This is a genomic window from Synechococcus elongatus PCC 11801 (genome assembly GCF_003846445.2).
Classification (GTDB): Bacteria; Cyanobacteriota; Cyanobacteriia; order Synechococcales; family Synechococcaceae; genus Synechococcus; species Synechococcus elongatus_A.
Genome location: NZ_CP030139.2, coordinates 607,239 through 625,678, shown reverse-complemented (window position 1 = coordinate 625,678; position 18,440 = coordinate 607,239). Strand labels below are relative to the sequence as shown.

Annotated in this window: 14 protein-coding genes; 8 read left to right on the top strand and 6 right to left on the bottom strand. The window is 53.5% G+C overall.

Annotated elements, in window-relative coordinates:
- Positions 1-756 precede the first annotated feature (756 nt).
- Positions 757-2,610 (top strand): calcium-binding protein, encoded by a 1,854-nt coding sequence (locus DOP62_RS02925; RefSeq protein ID WP_208672752.1) that lies wholly within the window; start codon positions 757-759, stop codon positions 2,608-2,610.
- A gap of 320 nt (positions 2,611-2,930) precedes the next feature.
- Here DOP62_RS02925 and DOP62_RS02920 read toward each other — a convergent pair whose 3' ends face one another.
- The 4 genes from DOP62_RS02920 to DOP62_RS02905 form a co-directional block, all read right to left on the bottom strand.
- Complete coding sequence (locus tag DOP62_RS02920) at positions 2,931-4,160, bottom strand: glycosyltransferase (protein ID WP_208672754.1); 1,230 nt, start codon at positions 4,158-4,160, stop codon at positions 2,931-2,933.
- A gap of 158 nt (positions 4,161-4,318) precedes the next feature.
- Positions 4,319-5,092, bottom strand: a complete 774-nt coding sequence (locus DOP62_RS02915; protein WP_261789764.1) for a hypothetical protein — start codon at positions 5,090-5,092, stop codon at positions 4,319-4,321.
- Positions 5,093-5,673: 581 nt separating this feature from the next.
- On the bottom strand, positions 5,674-6,771 hold the full coding sequence (gene leuB, locus DOP62_RS02910; RefSeq protein ID WP_208672756.1) for a 3-isopropylmalate dehydrogenase: 1,098 nt from the start codon (positions 6,769-6,771) through the stop codon (positions 5,674-5,676).
- 125 nt (positions 6,772-6,896) lie between these two features.
- Positions 6,897-7,406, bottom strand: coding sequence for a TIGR02652 family protein (locus DOP62_RS02905; RefSeq protein WP_208672758.1), 510 nt, complete (start codon positions 7,404-7,406; stop codon positions 6,897-6,899).
- A 163-nt stretch (positions 7,407-7,569) separates the two neighbouring features.
- Here DOP62_RS02905 and DOP62_RS02900 point away from each other — a divergent pair, with 163 nt between their 5' ends.
- Complete coding sequence (locus tag DOP62_RS02900; RefSeq protein WP_208672760.1) at positions 7,570-8,118, top strand: gamma carbonic anhydrase family protein; 549 nt, start codon at positions 7,570-7,572, stop codon at positions 8,116-8,118.
- Positions 8,119-8,164: 46 nt separating this feature from the next.
- Complete coding sequence (locus tag DOP62_RS02895; protein WP_208672762.1) at positions 8,165-8,287, top strand: photosystem II protein Y; 123 nt, start codon at positions 8,165-8,167, stop codon at positions 8,285-8,287.
- Between the two features lie 95 nt (positions 8,288-8,382).
- Here the strand turns inward: DOP62_RS02895 and DOP62_RS02890 are convergent, their stop codons facing one another.
- The gene (locus DOP62_RS02890) at positions 8,383-11,439 is read right to left on the bottom strand and encodes an alpha-mannosidase (RefSeq protein ID WP_261789765.1); all 3,057 of its coding nucleotides are present in this window, start codon (positions 11,437-11,439) and stop codon (positions 8,383-8,385) included.
- Positions 11,440-11,475: 36 nt separating this feature from the next.
- Here DOP62_RS02890 and DOP62_RS02885 point away from each other — a divergent pair, with 36 nt between their 5' ends.
- The 4 genes from DOP62_RS02885 (at position 11,476) to DOP62_RS02870 (ending at position 15,529) form a co-directional block, all read left to right on the top strand.
- Entirely contained in the window at positions 11,476-12,285 is an 810-nt protein-coding gene (locus DOP62_RS02885) for a hypothetical protein (protein WP_208672766.1), read from the top strand.
- A gap of 111 nt (positions 12,286-12,396) precedes the next feature.
- Entirely contained in the window at positions 12,397-12,516 is a 120-nt protein-coding gene (locus DOP62_RS02880) for a photosystem II reaction center protein I (RefSeq protein WP_011244696.1), read from the top strand.
- Positions 12,517-12,685: 169 nt separating this feature from the next.
- Positions 12,686-14,860: a DUF3769 domain-containing protein gene (locus DOP62_RS02875; protein WP_370538856.1), complete on the top strand. Its 2,175-nt coding sequence runs from the start codon at positions 12,686-12,688 to the stop codon at positions 14,858-14,860.
- A 210-nt stretch (positions 14,861-15,070) separates the two neighbouring features.
- Positions 15,071-15,529 (top strand): hypothetical protein, encoded by a 459-nt coding sequence (locus DOP62_RS02870; protein WP_208672768.1) that lies wholly within the window; start codon positions 15,071-15,073, stop codon positions 15,527-15,529.
- Positions 15,530-15,543: 14 nt separating this feature from the next.
- Here the strand turns inward: DOP62_RS02870 and DOP62_RS02865 are convergent, their stop codons facing one another.
- Complete coding sequence (locus DOP62_RS02865; protein ID WP_208672769.1) at positions 15,544-16,026, bottom strand: DUF3592 domain-containing protein; 483 nt, start codon at positions 16,024-16,026, stop codon at positions 15,544-15,546.
- Between the two features lie 264 nt (positions 16,027-16,290).
- On the opposite strand from DOP62_RS02865, the gene DOP62_RS02860 reads away from it, so the two are divergent.
- Complete coding sequence (locus DOP62_RS02860) at positions 16,291-18,381, top strand: M3 family metallopeptidase (RefSeq protein WP_208672770.1); 2,091 nt, start codon at positions 16,291-16,293, stop codon at positions 18,379-18,381.
- Positions 18,382-18,440: the final 59 nt, after the last annotated feature.

Sequence of the window (18,440 nt, the reverse complement as noted above, 5' to 3'; positions counted from 1 at the left end):
AGAATCGTCTCTACGCCGCGCTCCAGCCTTTCCGATAGACACCTAGCTCACTAGGAAAGAAGGAGACGACAGTCTCTCGAGTCACTCTCCACGAAAACTACTGCTGAAGAAAAGTAAAAGCGATAGGTTTGGGAAGAAGAGACTTGGCTGAGAGACAGGAGGAAACAGAACCTAATCAATGGCTAATCTCTGTCATCTCAATGATTTGACCGATACAAACTGGGAACGACTTGGGTACTACTAGAGCCTGTCTAATTTTCAGCTGAACTCAAGGATTTCCCCCGCAACTGACCAACTGTGTGCCCAAATGGCGGTGATTACTCTCATTAGAGCCGTGAAAAATTGTTGAAGTAGGTGAATTTAATACTTAATAGATACGCCTGTTGAGTAGCAAGAAAAAAGCTTCTTAATTTGGGCTTGGTAGATACAATCACCAGATCTTCATCAACCTCCCCACAAGCCGGCGACTCCCAAAAAGCGTCGCTGGTCACTATGACTTACACCCATTCCCTCAAGTTCATTAGGAACAGATCCTTAAGAAAAGCTAGTCAGCCCAGACATTGAACATTCAATGCATCCAATTTGGTTTGAGGATCGTAATCTAGACAGAGCCGACTCATTCTCAAGAACTTTAGCAAGAATCTTAAAAAGATAGTGTTTTCTGCGGTACATAATTGTTGACACCGAGTATTCTAGTGTCTAAACAGCAGATTAATTGAGTCTGTTCTGCACTAACTATCATCAAGGTTGTGTCTCATGTCGTCATTTCTTTCCTCGTTAGCACTTTCAGTCAGAAGATTGATCAATACTCCTCCAACGGTCACAGGACTTTCCATAGGCGAGGATGGAGTGAGATTTACTGCGACAGACATTACCCGAGTCCGCCTTTTTGGCACGAGTTTTGCTTTGTTTAGAGATCCGCTGTCCTATGTCTCGCCATTTAACGGTCTAGGGAGCGTTCGAAATGGTTCTGAGACTACTCTCAGTGCGTTTGAACAGCTGAGTGCACGCAGTGGAGTTCTACAAATTGCAGATGGTTTGAGGACAGTCGATGTCGGTGTCTATCTAGGCTTAGGGACTAACGGTGCTGACACTTTTGATGCATCAGCAACCAATAACCCCAGTAACTATCCAGCAGCCTTGTATGGGTTTGGTGGCGATGACAACCTTGTTGGTGGCATCGGCAATGATGGGCTGTTTGGGGGTGATGGCAATGACACACTCCTTGGCAGAGAAGGTAACGACACCATCAACGGTAATGACGGCGATGACGTCATCAATGGGAATCAAGGCACTGACTTGATTAATGGCGGCATTGGTAATGACATTATCAATGGCGGCAGAGACAACGACACGATTGATGGCGGCGAAGGAAACGACACGATCAGTGGTGACCTTGGTGATGACATCATCTTGGGTGGATCTGGTGATGATGTCATCAACTACAACCTCGACACAGGCGGTGCTGATAGTATCAATGGTGGCGAGGGCCAAGATATCATTCAGTTTGCTACTGTGGCCACTCAAATCCGACTAACCTTTACTAGTTCGGAAGTTGGGAATGACAATCCTAATGATGGATCCACAAACTCCCCTCAAGATGGTGGCTTAGCTGTTCGTGCTCAAGCCGAAGACAACAGTGATGGGCTTATAGGGAGTGCTGGCCGTATTGACGATGAAGGTGTGACCTTTATCGCTGATGGAGTCACAACATTCGATGTTCGTGATATTTCAGGAATCCAGCGCGGTGATCAGTTCAAGGTCGCTGTCTTAGGAACTCAGGCAGCTGATACATTTGACTTTAGTTCAGCGACTGTCAATTACTACGTTAATGCAGGTCAAGGTAATGACTCAATTAATGGTGGTAGCGGTAATGATTTCTTGGTCGGCAGCGAAGGTGACGATACGATTCGTGGCCTGAATGGTAATGACAGTATTCTTGGTGGGATTGGCAATGACTCTATCAACGGTAATGTGGGCGATGATCTTGTTGATGGCGGAGTTGGAAACGATATCCTGAATGGTGGCCAAAACAATGACACCATCCTCGGTGGTGAAGGAAATGACACTATTAGTGGCGATCTAGGAAATGACAGTCTCAATGGTGGAGCGGGTGCCGATCGCCTAACAGGTGGTGCTGACTCTGATGTCTTTGTTCAGGGTGCTACTAGCAGTGTTGCACCAACCCAAATTCAAAATCTGACTGCTGGAAACATCAGGTTTGATTCCGCGACGATACCCTTTGTGGGGAATGTGCCAGCTACTGTTATCACTTTTGATGGCGGAGTTGATGTTATTACTGATTTTCAAGTAGGGATTGATAGGCTTGATATCGATGCAGTCAGCAGTGTTACTACTGCTGCAAATCTAGTAGTTAATGCTTCCAACCTCCCTAATAATACGCTGTTCTTAGCGCGTGGGGATTTTGATAGTGTGACCAATAAGTTTACTTTTAACGCCTTTGGTGGCAGCGACACGTTAGTTGCTCAAAGCGGAGGTAATAGTGGACAGAATGACAGCTTATTCACGAATGCCAGTATCTTCATTCTTGAAGACGTTGGTCCTGCAGCGCTGCTTGTTAATGAGGTGTTTGCCAGTACATTCATCTAGATTGATGGCTGTCATCTAACTAGCACCAAAATAGGTAAATCGCTGACTGTTCTGTTCCCCTTCGCATTGCGGAGGGGAATTTTGATCTGTGTCAGAAATAATTTTTCTTGCTTGGCTGCTTAAAAGCTATTGCAGAGAAAAGATAGTAAAGGGAATAAAAAGTCAAGAACTACAAATGATATCAAAGCCTAATCTACCTCGCTATAAATTGATTTTTTCTCAAAAGTCTCACGAGTTGACAACACTCTTATTCATCACCTCAAACGTTCTAGAAAGCTATTTCTAGAACGTTTGAGGTGAGCTGACATGTACTATGAGCTTCACAGCACATGGGTACCTAACGCCAAAATCAACGCCTGTTGCCGCTTCAGCGAATAGCGCAAGTCATAGCCCTCCACGATCGTTTGCCGAGCTGCCTGCCGCAAACTCTCACCGCGATCGGGATGCTGGAAAATTTCCTTCACCGCCTCCACCAGCTCTGAGGTTTGGAAGTAATCAACTAGCAAGCCATTCTTGCCATGCTGAATCACCTCCTCAAGTGGCGGCGTCTTTGAGCCAATGATCAACGCTCCACAAGCCATCGCCTCCATCAGCGACCACGACAACACAAACGGAATCGTGAAATAGACATGAATCGTCGTGAGCTGTAGCAACTTAATCAGCTGGCCATAGGGCAATGGCCCTAAGAAATGCAGCCGCTGCAAATCGAGTTGCCCCTCTAGCTCCTCCAACATCACCTGCTTATAGCTCTTGCCACTCGGGTGAGGGGCACCATAGCCATTCCCTTCGCTACCCACAATAAAAATATGGGCCTTGGGATGATTTGCCTGAATTTTCGGTAAGGCTCGCATGAAGCGATGGAAGCCTCTCGTTGGCTCCAAATGACGACTAATAAACGTGATTACCTCACTCTCCCGGCTGACCGTCAGGTCTCGGCTTTGGATCAGCAGCTTCGACTGTGGGTTGGGTTTGACATGTTCAATATCGATGCCGTCGTGAATCACACTGGTGCGCTCTTTCACCCTTGTTGGTAGTGTCTCCCACTGAAAGCGCGTCGGCGAAATCCCCCAGTCAATATCTTCGTAGCCCAGCAAAAAAGAAGCATTTTTAGTTCGCAAACGACAAGCATCCTGCCAGGAAGGAGGTGCCACGAACTCACGATCGAAACTCGAGGCATCCTTGTGGTAGTGAAACTCGTGATAGCCCAGAATCTTGACCTTAGGCCATACATCTTTGAGGAATAGCGCTTCACCCCAGCCTGGGTGTGCACAAATCACATCCGGGATAAAGCCCTCATTGCGTAACTGAATGCAAGCATCAGCACAGGATTCACCCCGAATCATCTGGCTTTCGAAGTCAACACTCCAAGGATGAATGTTGGGTGTGCTGCTTCGCTTCGCTTTGTAGCGCCGGACCTCTACCCCCGGTGCATGGATGGGGCGATCGTGCATCGCCAAGGCTACTGCTCGGTAGTTGGGTAAGGCAGCCATCGCTGGAGCAAGGTGCTTCCACTGGCCAGGAAAATTTTGGTGAATGAACAGCAGATTCATGCCGATGCGTGACGAAAGGAAAAGTCCGAAGAGAGCCGCCAACAAGTGCCCAAGGGCCTTGCGGCATGATACTGCGAGTTGGCGCTACATCTGCTTGGCTCAACTCTTACCCGACTAAAAAGCGAAAGTGGCTGAAAAGTTGAGAGTCACAACGCAGCCTAGGATGGGATAAATGTGCGGAGATGCTGCGCTAACCAAGGGAAGCGATCGTATTGATGAATGACTGGAATGATGCTGCGATCGCGATTGATCAGCCGTCCCTCTGCATTGATCAAAAATGACTGTTCATGGAAGAGTGTTAGTGCAAAGCCTTGGTAGTTTCTAGAAGTTTTATAAGTTGGATTTGAGTGGGTGTTCCACACCATACTGTTGAGGCAGGCTTGGTCAACACCCCAAGCTAAGTCAGTTTGCCGCGATCGTAAGCTGGACATTTTTTGTGTAAAGTGCTCAAGAAAGCTAATGAGCTCTAGTCTCTCACCCAAAATTGTGCCAGCACAGAGAACAGGATTTGAAGAGATTATTTGATACTCATCTTCTCCTAAGTATTTCTTGACCCAACTGCTATTCACTTGGCAGCTTGCAATGAGTTGAGGCTCTTCTGCAAAAACAATTCCCTCTATACCAAATGGATCAGATTGAAAATAGACATCACGTGCATCGCTAAGTAGCACCTCATCTGCTTCAATTTTTGCCAAAATCTCTTTGGCAATAAAGAAGCGTCGAAATACCATCTCAGTTAGTTCGCCCTGGAAATCAATAGTCACTAATTTCACTCGTGGCGAACTCAGTAATTGGTGGCGAAGCTGAGGTGAAGTTTTTGATGCTATCAAAATAACATCTGCAGATGTGTTACGTAATGCAGAGGATAGGAACAGATCTACTTTGTCGTAAGAATAGCCTACAACTGCTGAAAGAATTACATTTTTGCCCATTTAGCTATCAAACAACCATCACTGAAATTGGGCTTGATTGTAAAACAGAATCATCTTCTTTGCCTGCTGCGTGGCTATCTTGTATGGTCTGTTTCAGCGATCGCACCGCCCTAGCGCTGAGCTGGCTGCCTTACAACAAATCGGAAGCTTGATTGTGAGTGATCGAAAGCTCCATGTGTTGGTGGCTCTCTTGCAAGTTGATGGTGATATTGCAACCCTCTCCTTGGAATGGTCTGGATGCAAGTGCTCTGTCCTCAATAGGTTGCTGTTGGCATTGATTTAGTATGTCAACCGAAGACAAGATCAGGAAACTGACCAATTTAACCCAGCAATTGCAGTAGAAAAACTAAAATTGACGCGATCTTCTCCAAAAACAGCATCACTGCGACCCCGACCCAACCAACCGAGCAGCTCTCGGAGTTTTTGGGGTGCTGGAAGGAGATCAGTAGGCACGATCGCGCCTCAGTTTGTCTTCGTTCCCAGTTGTGCAGCCTCAGCCGGTTGATTGGCTCAAATGCTGCGCTATTGAAAATTGAGTAGAAGTCCCCGCCGAGGCGTTTGCGGGGACTGAGTGGTGGTGCCTAGGCAGGGATGGGAGACTCCAAGGCTGCGAGCAAGGCATCCCCCATGGCCTTACAGCCCACCAGCGTCATGCCCTCGGCATACAAATCGCCAGTGCGGTAGCCCTGATCAAGCACTTGATTGACCGCAGCCTCAATGCGAGTAGCGGCTTCGGGCTCATCCAAGCCATAGCGCAGCATCATGGCCGCACTCAAGACCTGAGCCAAGGGATTGGCCTTATCTTGACCGGCAATATCCGGTGCGGAACCATGCACTGGCTCGAAGACACCTGGCCCTTCTGCTCCCAAGCTGGCAGAGGGCAACATGCCAATGCTGCCCGTCAGCATGGCGGCAATGTCCGAGAGGATGTCGCCAAACAGATTGCTCGTGACGATGGTGTCGAACTGCTTGGGCCAGCGCACCAGCTGCATCGCCGCGTTATCGACGTAGAGGTGACTCAGTTCGACATCGGCATACTCACTGCTCAGCAGCGTCATCCGATCGCGCCAGAGTTGAGAGACCTCCAACACATTTGCCTTATCCACTGAGCAGAGCCGCTTACCCCGTTTGCGAGCAATGTCAAAGGCTACCCGACCAATGCGATCGATTTCGTCCTCGCGATAGACCATGGTGTTGAAAGCACGCTGACGTCCTTGCTCATCGGCAAAGCATCCCTTGGGCTCCCCAAAGTAGATGCCGCCGGTCAGTTCCCGCACCACCATCAGATCGACGCCCTCAATCACCTCGCGTTTGAGAGAGGAAGCATCGACCAACTGCGGCAGAATTGCTGCGGGTCGAAGATTGGCAAATAAGCCGAGGCCAGCCCGCAGTCCCAGCAGACCGGTTTCTGGACGCTGCGATCGCGGGAGCGAATCCCACTTGTAGCCACCGATCGCCGCCAAGAGCACCGCATCGCTGTTGCGACAGGTTGCCAGAGTTGCCTCTGGCAAGGGTTCTCCGGTGGCATCGATCGCTGAGCCACCAATCAGAGCTTCTTGAAACTCAAATGCCAGATCAAACTGGCGACCGATCGCCCGCAGAATCTCGACAGTCACCGCCATGATTTCGGGGCCAATGCCATCGCCAGGAAGCAAGGTGATGCGGTAGGTGCGGGTCATGAGCGATCGCCTGAAGTCAGCGATTTTCACTGTACTAGAAGGCTTTCCCTCTCACTCAAAATCAGGGTCAGAGCGATCGGAGAGCTAGGCGGTGTTCCCCAACACCCTAGAGGGGACGACTGTGGTCAATCAAACAGCCGGAAATGGGGATAGCGCATCAAGGTTCCGTCTTTTGACTCCAGTTGAAAATTGATCACTGCCCAGCAAGGATCTTCCTCGGGTGCAGGGCTGAACTGTACGGGGAGACCATAGATACGGTGCTCGCCGGCGACCGAAGCACTGCCAAAGCTGCCCGATCGCTGCCAGTAGCTGCGCAGCAACTCGCGATAGCGCACGGCGATCGTAATTCGTACAGCATGTTGCCCTTGGCTAAACAGGCGATCGAGGGCTTCGTGAATTTCAAACCGCAAACCATCGGGATGGGTATGCTGGCGATGCCATTGCTCATCCCAGCGCCGCCAGATCCGTCCAGACTGCAAGTGAGTCAGTTCGCCCGTTTGGGGATTGGCCTCGAAAGCACCGTGCCGATTGCAAAGATAGGAATCGGTGAGCGTTAGAGCAGGAATAGTCTGCCGACAGTGCGGGCAGCTGATCTCGGCACCAAAGAGAGGATACTGGGCGGCCGAGTAGACCATTCGAGATCCTTGCGGGCAGTTCTAGGCCGACATTTTAGCGAGCGATCGCGGGCGGCAGTGGGCTCTTCAGCAAGGCTTTCAATTTGTAGGGTTCTATCAAGGCTGCACACCTCACAGCTGACAATGGCAACGACCTACACAGACTCCAGAGGAGAGTGAGACCATGACTGCATTTGGCGATCGGGCTTGGGGCGAACCCGACTGTCAGCGAGCAACTTACATTGCCGGGAGTGCTGTGATCTGCGGAGATGTCGTTCTCGAGGAAGGCGTCAGCATTTGGCCAACTGCCGTTCTGCGGGGCGATGTCGAGCGCATTGTCATCGGCCGCGACAGCAACGTCCAAGATGGAGCTGTTCTTCACGGCGACCCCGGACAGCCCACGATCCTGGAAGCGGAGGTCACTGTTGGCCACCGTGCAGTCATTCACTCGGCTCAGATTGGCGCTGGCAGCTTGATTGGGATCGGAGCCATCATTCTCAATGGTGTCCAGATTGGGGCTGGCAGCATTGTTGGGGCGGGTGCTGTCGTCACCAAATCAATTCCGGCTGGCAGCCTCGCGATGGGAGTCCCGGCCAAGGTTGTGCGTTCCCTGAGTGAAACGGAGATCGCTGATCTGCGTCAGCACGCCCAGCACTATGTTGCTTTGGCTGAAGCCCACGCCCAACGACAGGGCGTCAAGACTAGCGAAAAAGGATCGGAATCCGCACAATGATTAAGGAAAGTCTGCGCGATCGCGCAAATACCTTAGGAGAGTTGAGATGGACTGGCGTTTAATTGTTGTCCTAGCTCCGATTCTATTGGCAGCTGGCTGGGCAGTGTTCAACATCGGCAAAGCAGCGTTGGATCAGCTCAACCGCGCTCTGAAAGGCGACCAAGCTTAATCCCTCCGCGACGGAAGCTCATGATCCCCGCCAATAACAGCGGGGATTTTTGTCGGCGTTGATTCTGCCCAGGTATTCCGTCTCTCACCAGCGGCTCAACCCTTGGCCTCACCCTCCTCATTTGTCTGCAACTCAAAACTGGCGATTTGCCAAGGCTGAATCTTCGTGGAAGCGTGGGATAGCGGTTGCTCCAGTCCATCCAAACGCGTTCCCAACTGCCAAGCGCGATCGCCCGTCAGTTCCAGCTGTGCTGTCTGACCAGTTGCCTCGTAGCAGCGCAGCAGCCAACGATCGCCATCCTCTGAACGTTTAATGGCAAGGGGCAAGAGCTGATCAGTCTTCCAGCTCAACAGTTTCTGGTTAGGGTGCAAGGAGCCTTGCCCCGATCGCACGGGCTGAACTCGTAAAGGCTGATTGAAGTCACGTGCCAAGGATGCAACGCCCGCTGTTTGCCAAGATTCTGGGTGCGGATAAAGCGCATAGGCAAATTGATGCTGCCCTAAATCGGCTTGGGGATCCGGCCAAGTGCTCCCCCGCAGCAGGGTTAGCCGCAGCTGGCGATCGCGACAGTCATAGCCATATTTACAGTCATTCAGAACGGCGAGGCCACCTTGCTCATCACTCAAATCAGCCCAACGTAAGGCCGGAACTTCCCATTGGGCTGCCTCTTCAGGCGTTTTTGGTTGTGTCGATCGGGCGATCGCGCCAGCTGCCATTTCGTAGGTCGCCGCAGAAGCTGTAACCGTGGTCGGAAAAGCAACTTTTAACAGTTCATGGCGTTGCTGCCAGTCAATCGTGGTTTCCAGCTTCAGCCAAGGATCCGATGTCGTCAGCACATAATCCTGTGTAATCGTCGAGCGATCGCAGCGCAAAACTCGTCTTAGCCGCCAGCGCAGTGGGCCCTGCTCTAGCCAAGTTAGGGACTGTAACTCTGGTGCTTCAAGAGGATGCTGCTCGTAGGCCGGATCGATGTTCCAAGCATCCCAATACTGACCTTGGTCTTGAAAGCGCTGGAATTGATTGCCTTGGCCGTCTAACAGCGATTGTTCTTGGCGATCGCGTAGCTGCTGGAGATCCCCTGTCCGTGGGTCGATTGTGGCTTGCAGCCAATCATTGGCAAGCGCTAACGGCACAGATGGATCGATCGTTGGAAGGGTCGCGATCGCGGGTTCCCGCCACAAACCCAACCAGCCAATTCCCGTGACAGTCACCGCCACAAGAGTCTGGGTTGGTGTGAACTGACTTAGAAGTTCTTGTCCTGCCAGATCAAAAAGGCGCCAATGTCCGTCGATCGCCAGCACGGCAGTGCGATCGTGTGGGAGATCGTTGAAGACCAGTAGCGGCTCAGCGGTAGGACTCGGAGCGGATGGCCAGCTAATTTGTGCCGCGATCGCCTGCATGGCTGTTGCCGTGACTTGTGCTGCTGTAGCGATCGCCTGTTGCCATTCAGGGTCGGCGTCAGCGTAGACCTCGGGAATAGCCGAGCCAGGCAAAATGTCGTGGAACTGGTTAAACAGCGTTGCCTTCCAAGCTGCTTCTAAATCGGCTTGGGGATAGTCCGTGCCCGTTAGCAGACTGGCAAAACTGGCCCAGACTTCGGCGCTATATAAAGCCGTTTCCGCTTGGCGGTTGTAGGCTTTCTGGTCGGCATGGCTGGTGTAACAGCCACGGTGAAATTCCAAATAGAGTTCGTTATCCCAAACCGGTAGGCGATCTCGATCGCCCAATCGATCGAGGTAGGCCGTTAGTGTGTCGAATTGCAGTTCGGGGAAGCAAGGCGACTGTTGCCAGCGGCGGGCTTGCTCCAACATGTCGCGAGTAGGGCCGCCGCCATGATCGCCAACCCCCGGTAGCCAGAGCGCTTCTGAGAGGCCGGTTTGCTGCTCCCACTCCCAGCTGTAATTAGCGATCGCCTCGGGATCAATCCCAGTCCCGATTGATGCCGACATCAGCGCAAGTACTTCACTGCCATCGGGCGATCGCCAGCGGAACAGTCCATGGGGGAATTGGGTGCTGTCATTCCAGCGCAACTTTTGAGTGACGAAGGTATCGATCCCTGCCTGTTGCAGCAGCTGCGGCAGTTGCCAGCAAAAGCCAAAACTATCCGGCAGCCAAGCAACGCGGTTCTGCACGCCCAAAGTCTTGGCACTGTAACGCTGCCCGTAAAGCAGTTGCCGCACCAGCGATTCTGCGCTGACTAGATTCAGTTCTGGCTCGACCCACGGCCCCGCATTGACCTCCCAACGTCCTGCGGCAATTTGGTCTTGAATAGCAGCGAACAGATCGGGCCGATGCTCTTCAATCCACTGATAAAGCGCCGGCGTCGAGTGACCAAAGGTCAGCTCAGGGAACTCTGCCTGCAGCTTCAGCACGGATTCAAAGGTGCGTTGTGCTGCCTCCCAAGTCTCAGCAACCGGCCAGAGCCAAGCCAAATCGAGGTGGGCGTGACCGAGCAGCGTCACTCGGCGATCGGGGATGGGTGCAGCGATCGCAGCCAGTTGATCCCGCAGTGCCGCCAATTGATTTGGTGCATCGGCTTGGCTGCAATCCAAGTTCGTAAAAGACTGCGCGATCGCCTCTAGCTTCGGCAGGAGATCCGGTTGCAGCTGTTCGGTAAAACTGGCAACTACCGCCAGCTCTTGCCCCAAGAAACTCGGTTCCGGCAAGGCTGACGAGGACTCGAAGATGAGCTGCGATCGCACCAAAGCCCCATCATCGTGACCGGGGCTGACAAGGCGTAGTAACAGCTGAATGCGATCGCTTGGTTGAGCTGCTTCCCGCAACAGCACTCGACTGCTGCAATCAAAGAGATCACCGGTTTGAACTAACTGTCCATCGACATAGACTTCAGCAGCTTCTGCCCACCAGGTCAGCGCTAGCCGCAAGGCCATGCCAGCAATGGGCCAGCGATCGCAGCGATCAGGAATCGTCCAACAGCAAGCAAGCCAATACGTTTGCTGACCTCGCGCCCAAGCAATGTGCTGCTTTTCGTTGCGCTCCGCGATCGGCCAAGTCTCGAATCCTTGGGCGATTAGACAATCTTCAGATTGAACAGTGGTAGGAGCAATTCGCCACTGAGGTTGTAAGTCAACTTCTGTTTGCCGACGCAGCAGCGTCACAAGGGCAGCGATCGCAGCAGAGTCAGCCTTCACAAGCGGGATAGAATCGGGTCGGCTCCGCAATCCGGCATGACTTCCGCAGGTCCCTACCAGAGTCGGCTGTTCAATCTTATCCTCCGCCAAGGACGGCAGTGGCGCGATCGCGTGCGTCAAAAACTGCGCGGCCTCAAGCTTTTTTCACGCTGGACACTGGAACTGCTCGCGGTACCGCTCCTAGCCTTCTGGCGATCGCGCGATCAAATTCCGACGATGGCTGGTCAACCTGCTGCCGAGCCTACAGCTTTGCCCAGTGATCATCCGGTTCAAGACGTCCTCGCGATCGCCCAGCGCTGGACCTTTGAGCTAGCCAAGTCCCCGCGATCGTGGCTCCAACGACGCCCTCCTAGCGCGATCGTGCGCGGCGTCGCCACAGATTTAAGTGATCGCAGCTTGGTCCTGGTCGATCACCACAATCAACTCCTCTCTCTCAGCTCCGAGCAGCGTTTATTGCTGCAACAACGGCTGGTCTGGTGGTTAGCTCAACGCCGCCAACTGCTCAGTTCCCGCAGGCGATTCAGCTTGCGCGGCCTGCGATCGCTCTTGCTCCTGCCCTTCCGACCGTTCACTCAACTCTTCCAACTTCCTGCTTTGGCTATTCCTGAACCGTTGGAGCTACCAGCGGCAGCAACTACTCACGTCCAACCGCTTGCCGGAACCCCGCTGCGTGTTGGTCTACCCCCTACGATCGCGGATACCACTCTTGATGCTCAGGTCACCAGTGTTCGCTACATCCAGCATCCGCTCCAGTTTTTGGTTGACTGGTTGGATCGTGCGATTGCCTGGTGTGAACAAGGATTCCTGCGGCTTTGGCAATGGTTGCGATCGATTTGGGATCGCTAACTTCCGTTACAGCCTCGGGATGGGGGATCGGCTCAGGTATGATGGGAAGGCTGTTGGGCGCTTGTGGCGCTCGCCCCTGGACGGCTCTGACGCTCGCGGAGAACCCTAATAATGCTGGCTTTGAAGGTTACGGTCTACGTTGTCGTACTCTTCTTCGTTGCTCTGTTTGTCTTCGGCTTCCTGTCGAGTGACCCGGCCCGAACCCCGAGCCGCAAAGACCTCGAAGACTAAGATCCGGTCTTAAATCGTAATTTCCTCAGAGGCCACTAGCACATCGCTGGTGGCCTTGTTGTGTAGGCGATCGGGTCAGTCGGAGTGGTGGCTGCTGAAGTGCCGGCGTCGCTTGGCAGGAACGGTAGTATTGTTGGGCTGAAATCGACTGGCTGCGATGCTCGACAGTTTGCCCCCCACTTCGGTTGTTGCCGAGATTGTGGCCCCCACTGAGCGGGTAGAACAGGCGATCGCCCAATCCCCAGCCAGTGCCCGTCCTGCAGCACCGGGTTCTGTCCTACCGCCATCCCAAGATGCCAGTCCCCCTCCAGCTCGACCGAGCCTGCGGCTACCTGCCCCCACACCAGCTGCTAGTCCAACAGACCCTGTAACAACGCCAACAACTGCCCCGCAGCCACAGGCCGAAACGGCTCCTGCTCTACCCAACTTGGAGTCCTTGGGCATCGTGCGATTACAGGCCGATCGCCAGAGCTTCGACGGCGAACGCCAATTAGTGATTGCTCAAGGGCGTGCTTCATTACGCTTTCGCGGCGGTGTTCTCTTTGCCGACGAGATTCAAGTCAATCTTCAGGCCAATACCCTCAAGGCCGAAGGGCGGGTTTGGTTGCTTCGCGGCCAGCAAGTAGCACGGGGCAGTCAGCTGACCTACAACCTGCTCCAAGAAAACGGCACCCTGCTCAATGCCCAAGGCCGTTTCAATACAGGTCCCACTGGAGCACGGGATCTCGATCCCTCCATTCCACCGAGTACGGATATTGCCGATCGCATTCAGTCGGTTGAAGAACTCGAACAACCGGTCACCAATGTTCGTCGCATTGGTCAACTGCTGGTCACCTCTGCCTTCGGGGGCGAGTATACCGACCCCAGTGACCTCCAAAGCCTGACTAATCCCGGCGCCGTTCTCCCTACTCAAATCAGTGGTTTTGACATTCGCGGCGGTGTTCAAAATGTTCGTTTTCAGGCCGATCGCCTCGATCTCGGTCCCGACGGCTGGACTGCGAAAGATATTGCCCTCACGAATGACCCCTTTGCACCTCCCCAAGCAGAGATTCGCTCTGCGCAAGCAACCTATCAAGCCCCACCGGGTAGCTTGGGCAGCCTAGGGATTTTTGGCTCCGGTTTGGTGCTCGAGAACAGTCTCCGCATTCCACTCCCCGACAACAACAGCGTGGTGCAGGAGCGAGAAGGCGGTATTCTGACTGTTGGCTTTGATGGAGTGGATCGCAACGGGGCATTTTTGGAGCGTGAGTTTTCGGTTATCAACGAAAACAATATCCAGCTATCCTTGACGCCTCAGTTTTTGCTACAGCGGGCGATTAACTTGGCCGGAGGGGGCCGCGAGCTGGGCAACGATGTCGAAGTCAATTCCGTCAATCCGCTCGATGCTTTTGGCTTGGTGGGACGACTGAACGCCAATATTGCTCCCAATACCCAGTTCAGCCTGATTACCAATTTGGCCAGTCTCAACCCTGAGAACTTGGGGACCCAAAGCCGGATTAGCTCAGACCTCCGGCAGGATTTTGGTTTCTTTGACCTCTTGCTCAACTATCGCTACCGAGAGCGCCGTTTCAATGGCTCGCTCGGTGTGCAAACTGTGCAGCAAAGCTATGGGGTGACGCTAGAGACCCGGCGGTTAAACTTACTGGCGCTTGCTGGTGTGAATCCGAGTGACACCTTTCCACGCATTGATGGGCTAAATTTTCGGTTTCAAGCTAGTTACCAAAATCTGTTAGCCCTGACTGATCAGCCCAATCTACTGGGCGCTCAACCCTCACCGGCCCTTGCCAATCTCAATCGCTTTCAGCTAGAAACCGGTCTAACTCTACCGATTACGCTCTGGCGCGAAGATCCGTTACCGGCCACGCCGGATGCTGGCTTGCGTTATACCTCAGCACCAGTGACCCCAGGACTTCGGATCATTCCTGAAATCACGGGTGTGATCACGAACTATAGCGACGGCACCAGCCAAAACTCGCTCGCCTATCGCTTTGGAGCTGATTTAACCCTTGGTAAGTTTGCCGGAGATTTTTTCGACTACACCAACCTCCGGGCTGACTATCTGCGATCGACGGGCCAAGGCTTTTCTCCGTTCCTGTTCGATCGCTTGGTCGATCGCAATGTCTTGGTGTTGGGGGCAACTCAGCAGTTGCTCGGTCCTTTCCTCGTCGGGGTCACCAGCGCGATTAACCTCGACACCAATGAAGCTTTTAACACCACTTATCGCTTGGAATATAGCCGCCGTGCCTTTGGGGTGTCTTTGAGCTACAACCCCAACCAGCAAGTCGGGATTCTAGCGATTCAACTCAATGACTTTGACTGGCAAGGGCTCGGTGGACAAAACTAGCGCTGGACTTGCCAGAAGGTCGTAGCCGGTCGGTAGCCTAGGTGACAATGGCTGGTGACCAATTTGCTAAACTTTTTACCAAACTTTGAGTTTAATCATCATCAAAACTGCTGTGTTGAGTTAAATCCTCATCATAAAAATTGCGTCGGTTAAAACAATCGAAAAAGTTTTTAATTCAGCTACTGGGAGGCTGTCGCATTGGAGCCCACTGTGACCACAACGAAAGCGGCTGTCATCTACTTGCTGGAACGCTACTTTGAACTATCAGCGGTCCGTGCTGCCGAGGTGCTCCAAAATCTACGAGCCCGTCACCCCGAAGCTTGGATTTATCCCGCCACAGTTGAAGCGATTTACCAAGGGCGCTATCGCTGGGTATCGATCGCTCAAATCCTTTCCTTATGGCAGCGACGGGGTCAACCCAACTGCCACTACAGCCCAGATTACGAACGTCTCTTGCTAGGAGAAGTTCCTGAACAATCCGAGCATCTTTCGCTTGAAATATCAGTGCCTGCGATCGCTATGACTCAGCCTTGGTTGCCGGAGCAGCCTGGCGAAGCGTTTATGCCTGTTCAAGATCAGTCAGGACTGACTGAACGGCTCTATCGCAACCTCGTGAGGGCAGGCGATCGCCCCGAATCCTTTGGCCCAGCTACGCGCGAGGCAATTTGAAGCACTTGGTTGAGTTACGGGCGATCGCGGTCACTCGACCAGAATTTAGAGCCCCCCGAGATCAGCAGTAGAATGCCGAACCCCACAGGCACGCTGGCCCAAAGTCGTGAGGTTCCTTCTACGAATCCAGTCGACGGTCCCACTAAATACGCATTAGTCGGGGACTGGCGGTCATACATCACCTCGAATACCGTCCCCACACTGGCGTTTTGGGAACAGTCCCGCAGCTGCAGCGGTTGGTTGACCCCGATGGCTTGATACTGCACGACCGGGCATTGTTCTTTCTCCCGGCGGCTGCATTTGAAGGGATTACCGCGTTGGATTTGGCGACAGGTCTGGGTGATTTCTAGCGCTACCACAGTTCCCATTGTCTGTTGTTGACGGATTGCCCGCTGCCAGGTTTCCCAAAAGGGTGTCCAGGTAACAGCGATGGTGACGCCCCCAGCAGCTATGGCTAGGATCCCTGTTGCGATCGCGTCCAATCGTTGAAAGGTCATATCGTTTTGGGTGAGATCAACCCATTGAAGCGGTTGTGCGATCGCGCTGCTGTGATGCTAACCGAGCAGCCCTGCGGCGCTATCTGGAAGTCTGGGGATATGGAGCCAGAATTTCCCTACAGTTGCAAGTCATCATCGTGACTGGATTTGAGTCACTGCATCGAGAGAGGCGATCGCTAACTCCAGACAGAGTGAGAGGCTGGTACGGCAGCCTACCGCTGGCATCCGCCACAATCAAAAGCAGTTGCATTCTATTCGGCTTGTATGCCCAGCACCGTCGCAAACCCGCTCTTGCGTGGAGAAGGTCTGCCGCCCTTCGATCAGATTCAGCCGCAGGATGTCGCCGCGATCGCTGACCTGCTGCAGGACCTAGAAGCAGAACTCAGCCAGTTGGAACAGAGCCTAGAACCGACTTGGGAAGGGTTGGTGGTGCCGCTCGATCAGATTGGAGAACGCCTGCGCTGGAGCTGGGGTATCGTCGGGCACCTGATGGGCGTGCGCAATAGTGATGAACTGCGCGAAGCCTACCAAGCGATGCAACCGGCGATCGTGGCGTTCTATAGCCGTTTCGGTCAGAGCCGTCCGATCTACGAAGGATTTAAGGCACTGCGTGACGGCGATCAGTGGTCGCAACTGGATGCCGGACAAAAACGGATTGTTGAAAGTGCGATTCGTGAAGCAGAACTGGCAGGGGTTGGATTGCCGCCCAAACAACAAGAGCGCTTCAACGCCATCCAAATGGAACTAGCGCGGCTCTCCACGGAATTCAGTAACCACGTGCTGGATGCAACCAAAGCGTTTAGCCTGACGCTGACCACACCGGAAGAAATTGTCGGGCTACCCGAGAGTTTGCTGGCCTTGGCGGCTCAAGCTGCCCAAGCCGCTGGTGAAACCAATGCAACGCCCGAAGCAGGCCCTTGGCGAATCACCCTGGATTTTCCCAGCTTTGGCCCCTTCCTGAAGTACAGCGAGCGCCGCGATCTGCGGGAACAGGTTTATCGGGCTTACATCCGTCGCGCCACTGAAGGCGAATTGGACAACCGGCCGCTGATTCAGCAGATTTTGGAGCTGCGTCGCCAAAAAGCACAACTGCTGGGCTTTAACACCTATGCCGAGTTGAGTTTGGCCAGCAAGATGGCCCCTTCTGTCGAAGCTGTCGAAGGACTGCTAGAAGAACTGCGAGTCGCTAGCTGGGATGCCGCGATCGCGGATTTGGAAGCACTCAAAGCCTTTGCCCAAGAGCAAGGGGCACCGGAAGCTGACGACTTGAAACAGTGGGACATTAGCTTCTGGTCGGAGCGGCTACGGGAAGCCAAGTTTGCTTTCAACGCTGAAGAGCTGCGCCCCTACTTCCCACTGCCGCGGGTGCTGGAAGGATTGTTTGGTCTCTGCCAGCGTCTATTCGGCATCCAAATTGAAGCTGCGGATGGCCAAGCCCCGATTTGGCAGAGTGATGTGCGCTACTTCCAAGTCAAGAACGAACAGGGTGAAGCGATCGCGGCCTTCTATCTCGATCCCTACAGCCGTCCGGCTGAAAAACGGAGTGGAGCTTGGATGGATGACTGTTTAGGACGGGCGCGTTTCCAGTTGGGCGATCGCACCATCAGTCGTAATCCGGTTGCCTATTTGATTTGCAACCAAACGCCGCCGGTGGGTGATCAGCCCAGCCTGATGACCTTTGCGGAAGTGGAAACGCTCTTCCATGAGTTCGGTCACGGTCTGCAGCACATGCTGACGACCGTCGATCATCCGGGTTGCTCTGGCATCAATAACGTTGAATGGGATGCCGTTGAGCTGCCCAGTCAATTCATGGAGAACTGGTGCTACGACCGTGCCACGCTCTTCGGTATGGCTCGTCATTGGCAAACTGGCGAACCCCTGCCAGAGGCCTACTACGAAAAACTGCTGGCTGCCCGTACCTTCATGGCAGGGTCTGGAATGCTGCGCCAGATCAACTTCAGCTTGCTAGATCTGGAACTCCATCACCGCTTCGATCCACAAGGAACCGAGACAGTGGAGGCAGTTCGCGATCGCATTGCGGCTAAAACCTCGGTGCTGCAACCCCTGCCGGATGATGCTTTCCTCTGCTCCTTCGGGCACATCTTCGCGGGGGGCTATGCGGCGGGCTACTACAGCTACAAATGGGCGGAAGTGCTCAGTGCCGATGCCTTCTCTGCCTTTGAAGAAGTCGATCTCAGCAATGAAACGGCGGTGCAAACGCTCGGTCGCCGCTTCCGCGATACGGTGCTCGCCCAAGGCGGTAGCCAACATCCGCTGACGGTGTTTGTCGACTTCCGGGGCCGCGAACCGGCTACGGAACCATTGCTACGTCACAGTGGCCTGCAAGCCGCCTAGGTTCTGCTCAAACATCCAATTTCATCAATGTAAGTTCCTCTCTCAACTGCTCGGGGGAG

What these genes read in the sequence shown, in the direction of transcription:
- DOP62_RS02925 (WP_208672752.1), top strand. Translation starts at nt 757, where the DNA reads ATGTCGTCATTTCTTTCCTCGTTAGCACTTTCAGTCAGAAGATTGATC.
- DOP62_RS02860 (WP_208672770.1), top strand. Translation starts at nt 16,291, where the DNA reads ATGCCCAGCACCGTCGCAAACCCGCTCTTGCGTGGAGAAGGTCTGCCG.
- DOP62_RS02895 (WP_208672762.1), top strand. Translation starts at nt 8,165, where the DNA reads ATGGACTGGCGTTTAATTGTTGTCCTAGCTCCGATTCTATTGGCAGCT.
- leuB (WP_208672756.1), bottom strand. Translation starts at nt 6,771, where the DNA reads ATGACCCGCACCTACCGCATCACCTTGCTTCCTGGCGATGGCATTGGC.
- DOP62_RS02920 (WP_208672754.1), bottom strand. Translation starts at nt 4,160, where the DNA reads ATGAATCTGCTGTTCATTCACCAAAATTTTCCTGGCCAGTGGAAGCAC.
- DOP62_RS02905 (WP_208672758.1), bottom strand. Translation starts at nt 7,406, where the DNA reads ATGGTCTACTCGGCCGCCCAGTATCCTCTCTTTGGTGCCGAGATCAGC.
- DOP62_RS02915 (WP_261789764.1), bottom strand. Translation starts at nt 5,092, where the DNA reads ATGGGCAAAAATGTAATTCTTTCAGCAGTTGTAGGCTATTCTTACGAC.
- DOP62_RS02865 (WP_208672769.1), bottom strand. Translation starts at nt 16,026, where the DNA reads ATGACCTTTCAACGATTGGACGCGATCGCAACAGGGATCCTAGCCATA.
- DOP62_RS02885 (WP_208672766.1), top strand. Translation starts at nt 11,476, where the DNA reads ATGACTTCCGCAGGTCCCTACCAGAGTCGGCTGTTCAATCTTATCCTC.
- DOP62_RS02880 (WP_011244696.1), top strand. Translation starts at nt 12,397, where the DNA reads ATGCTGGCTTTGAAGGTTACGGTCTACGTTGTCGTACTCTTCTTCGTT.
- DOP62_RS02900 (WP_208672760.1), top strand. Translation starts at nt 7,570, where the DNA reads ATGACTGCATTTGGCGATCGGGCTTGGGGCGAACCCGACTGTCAGCGA.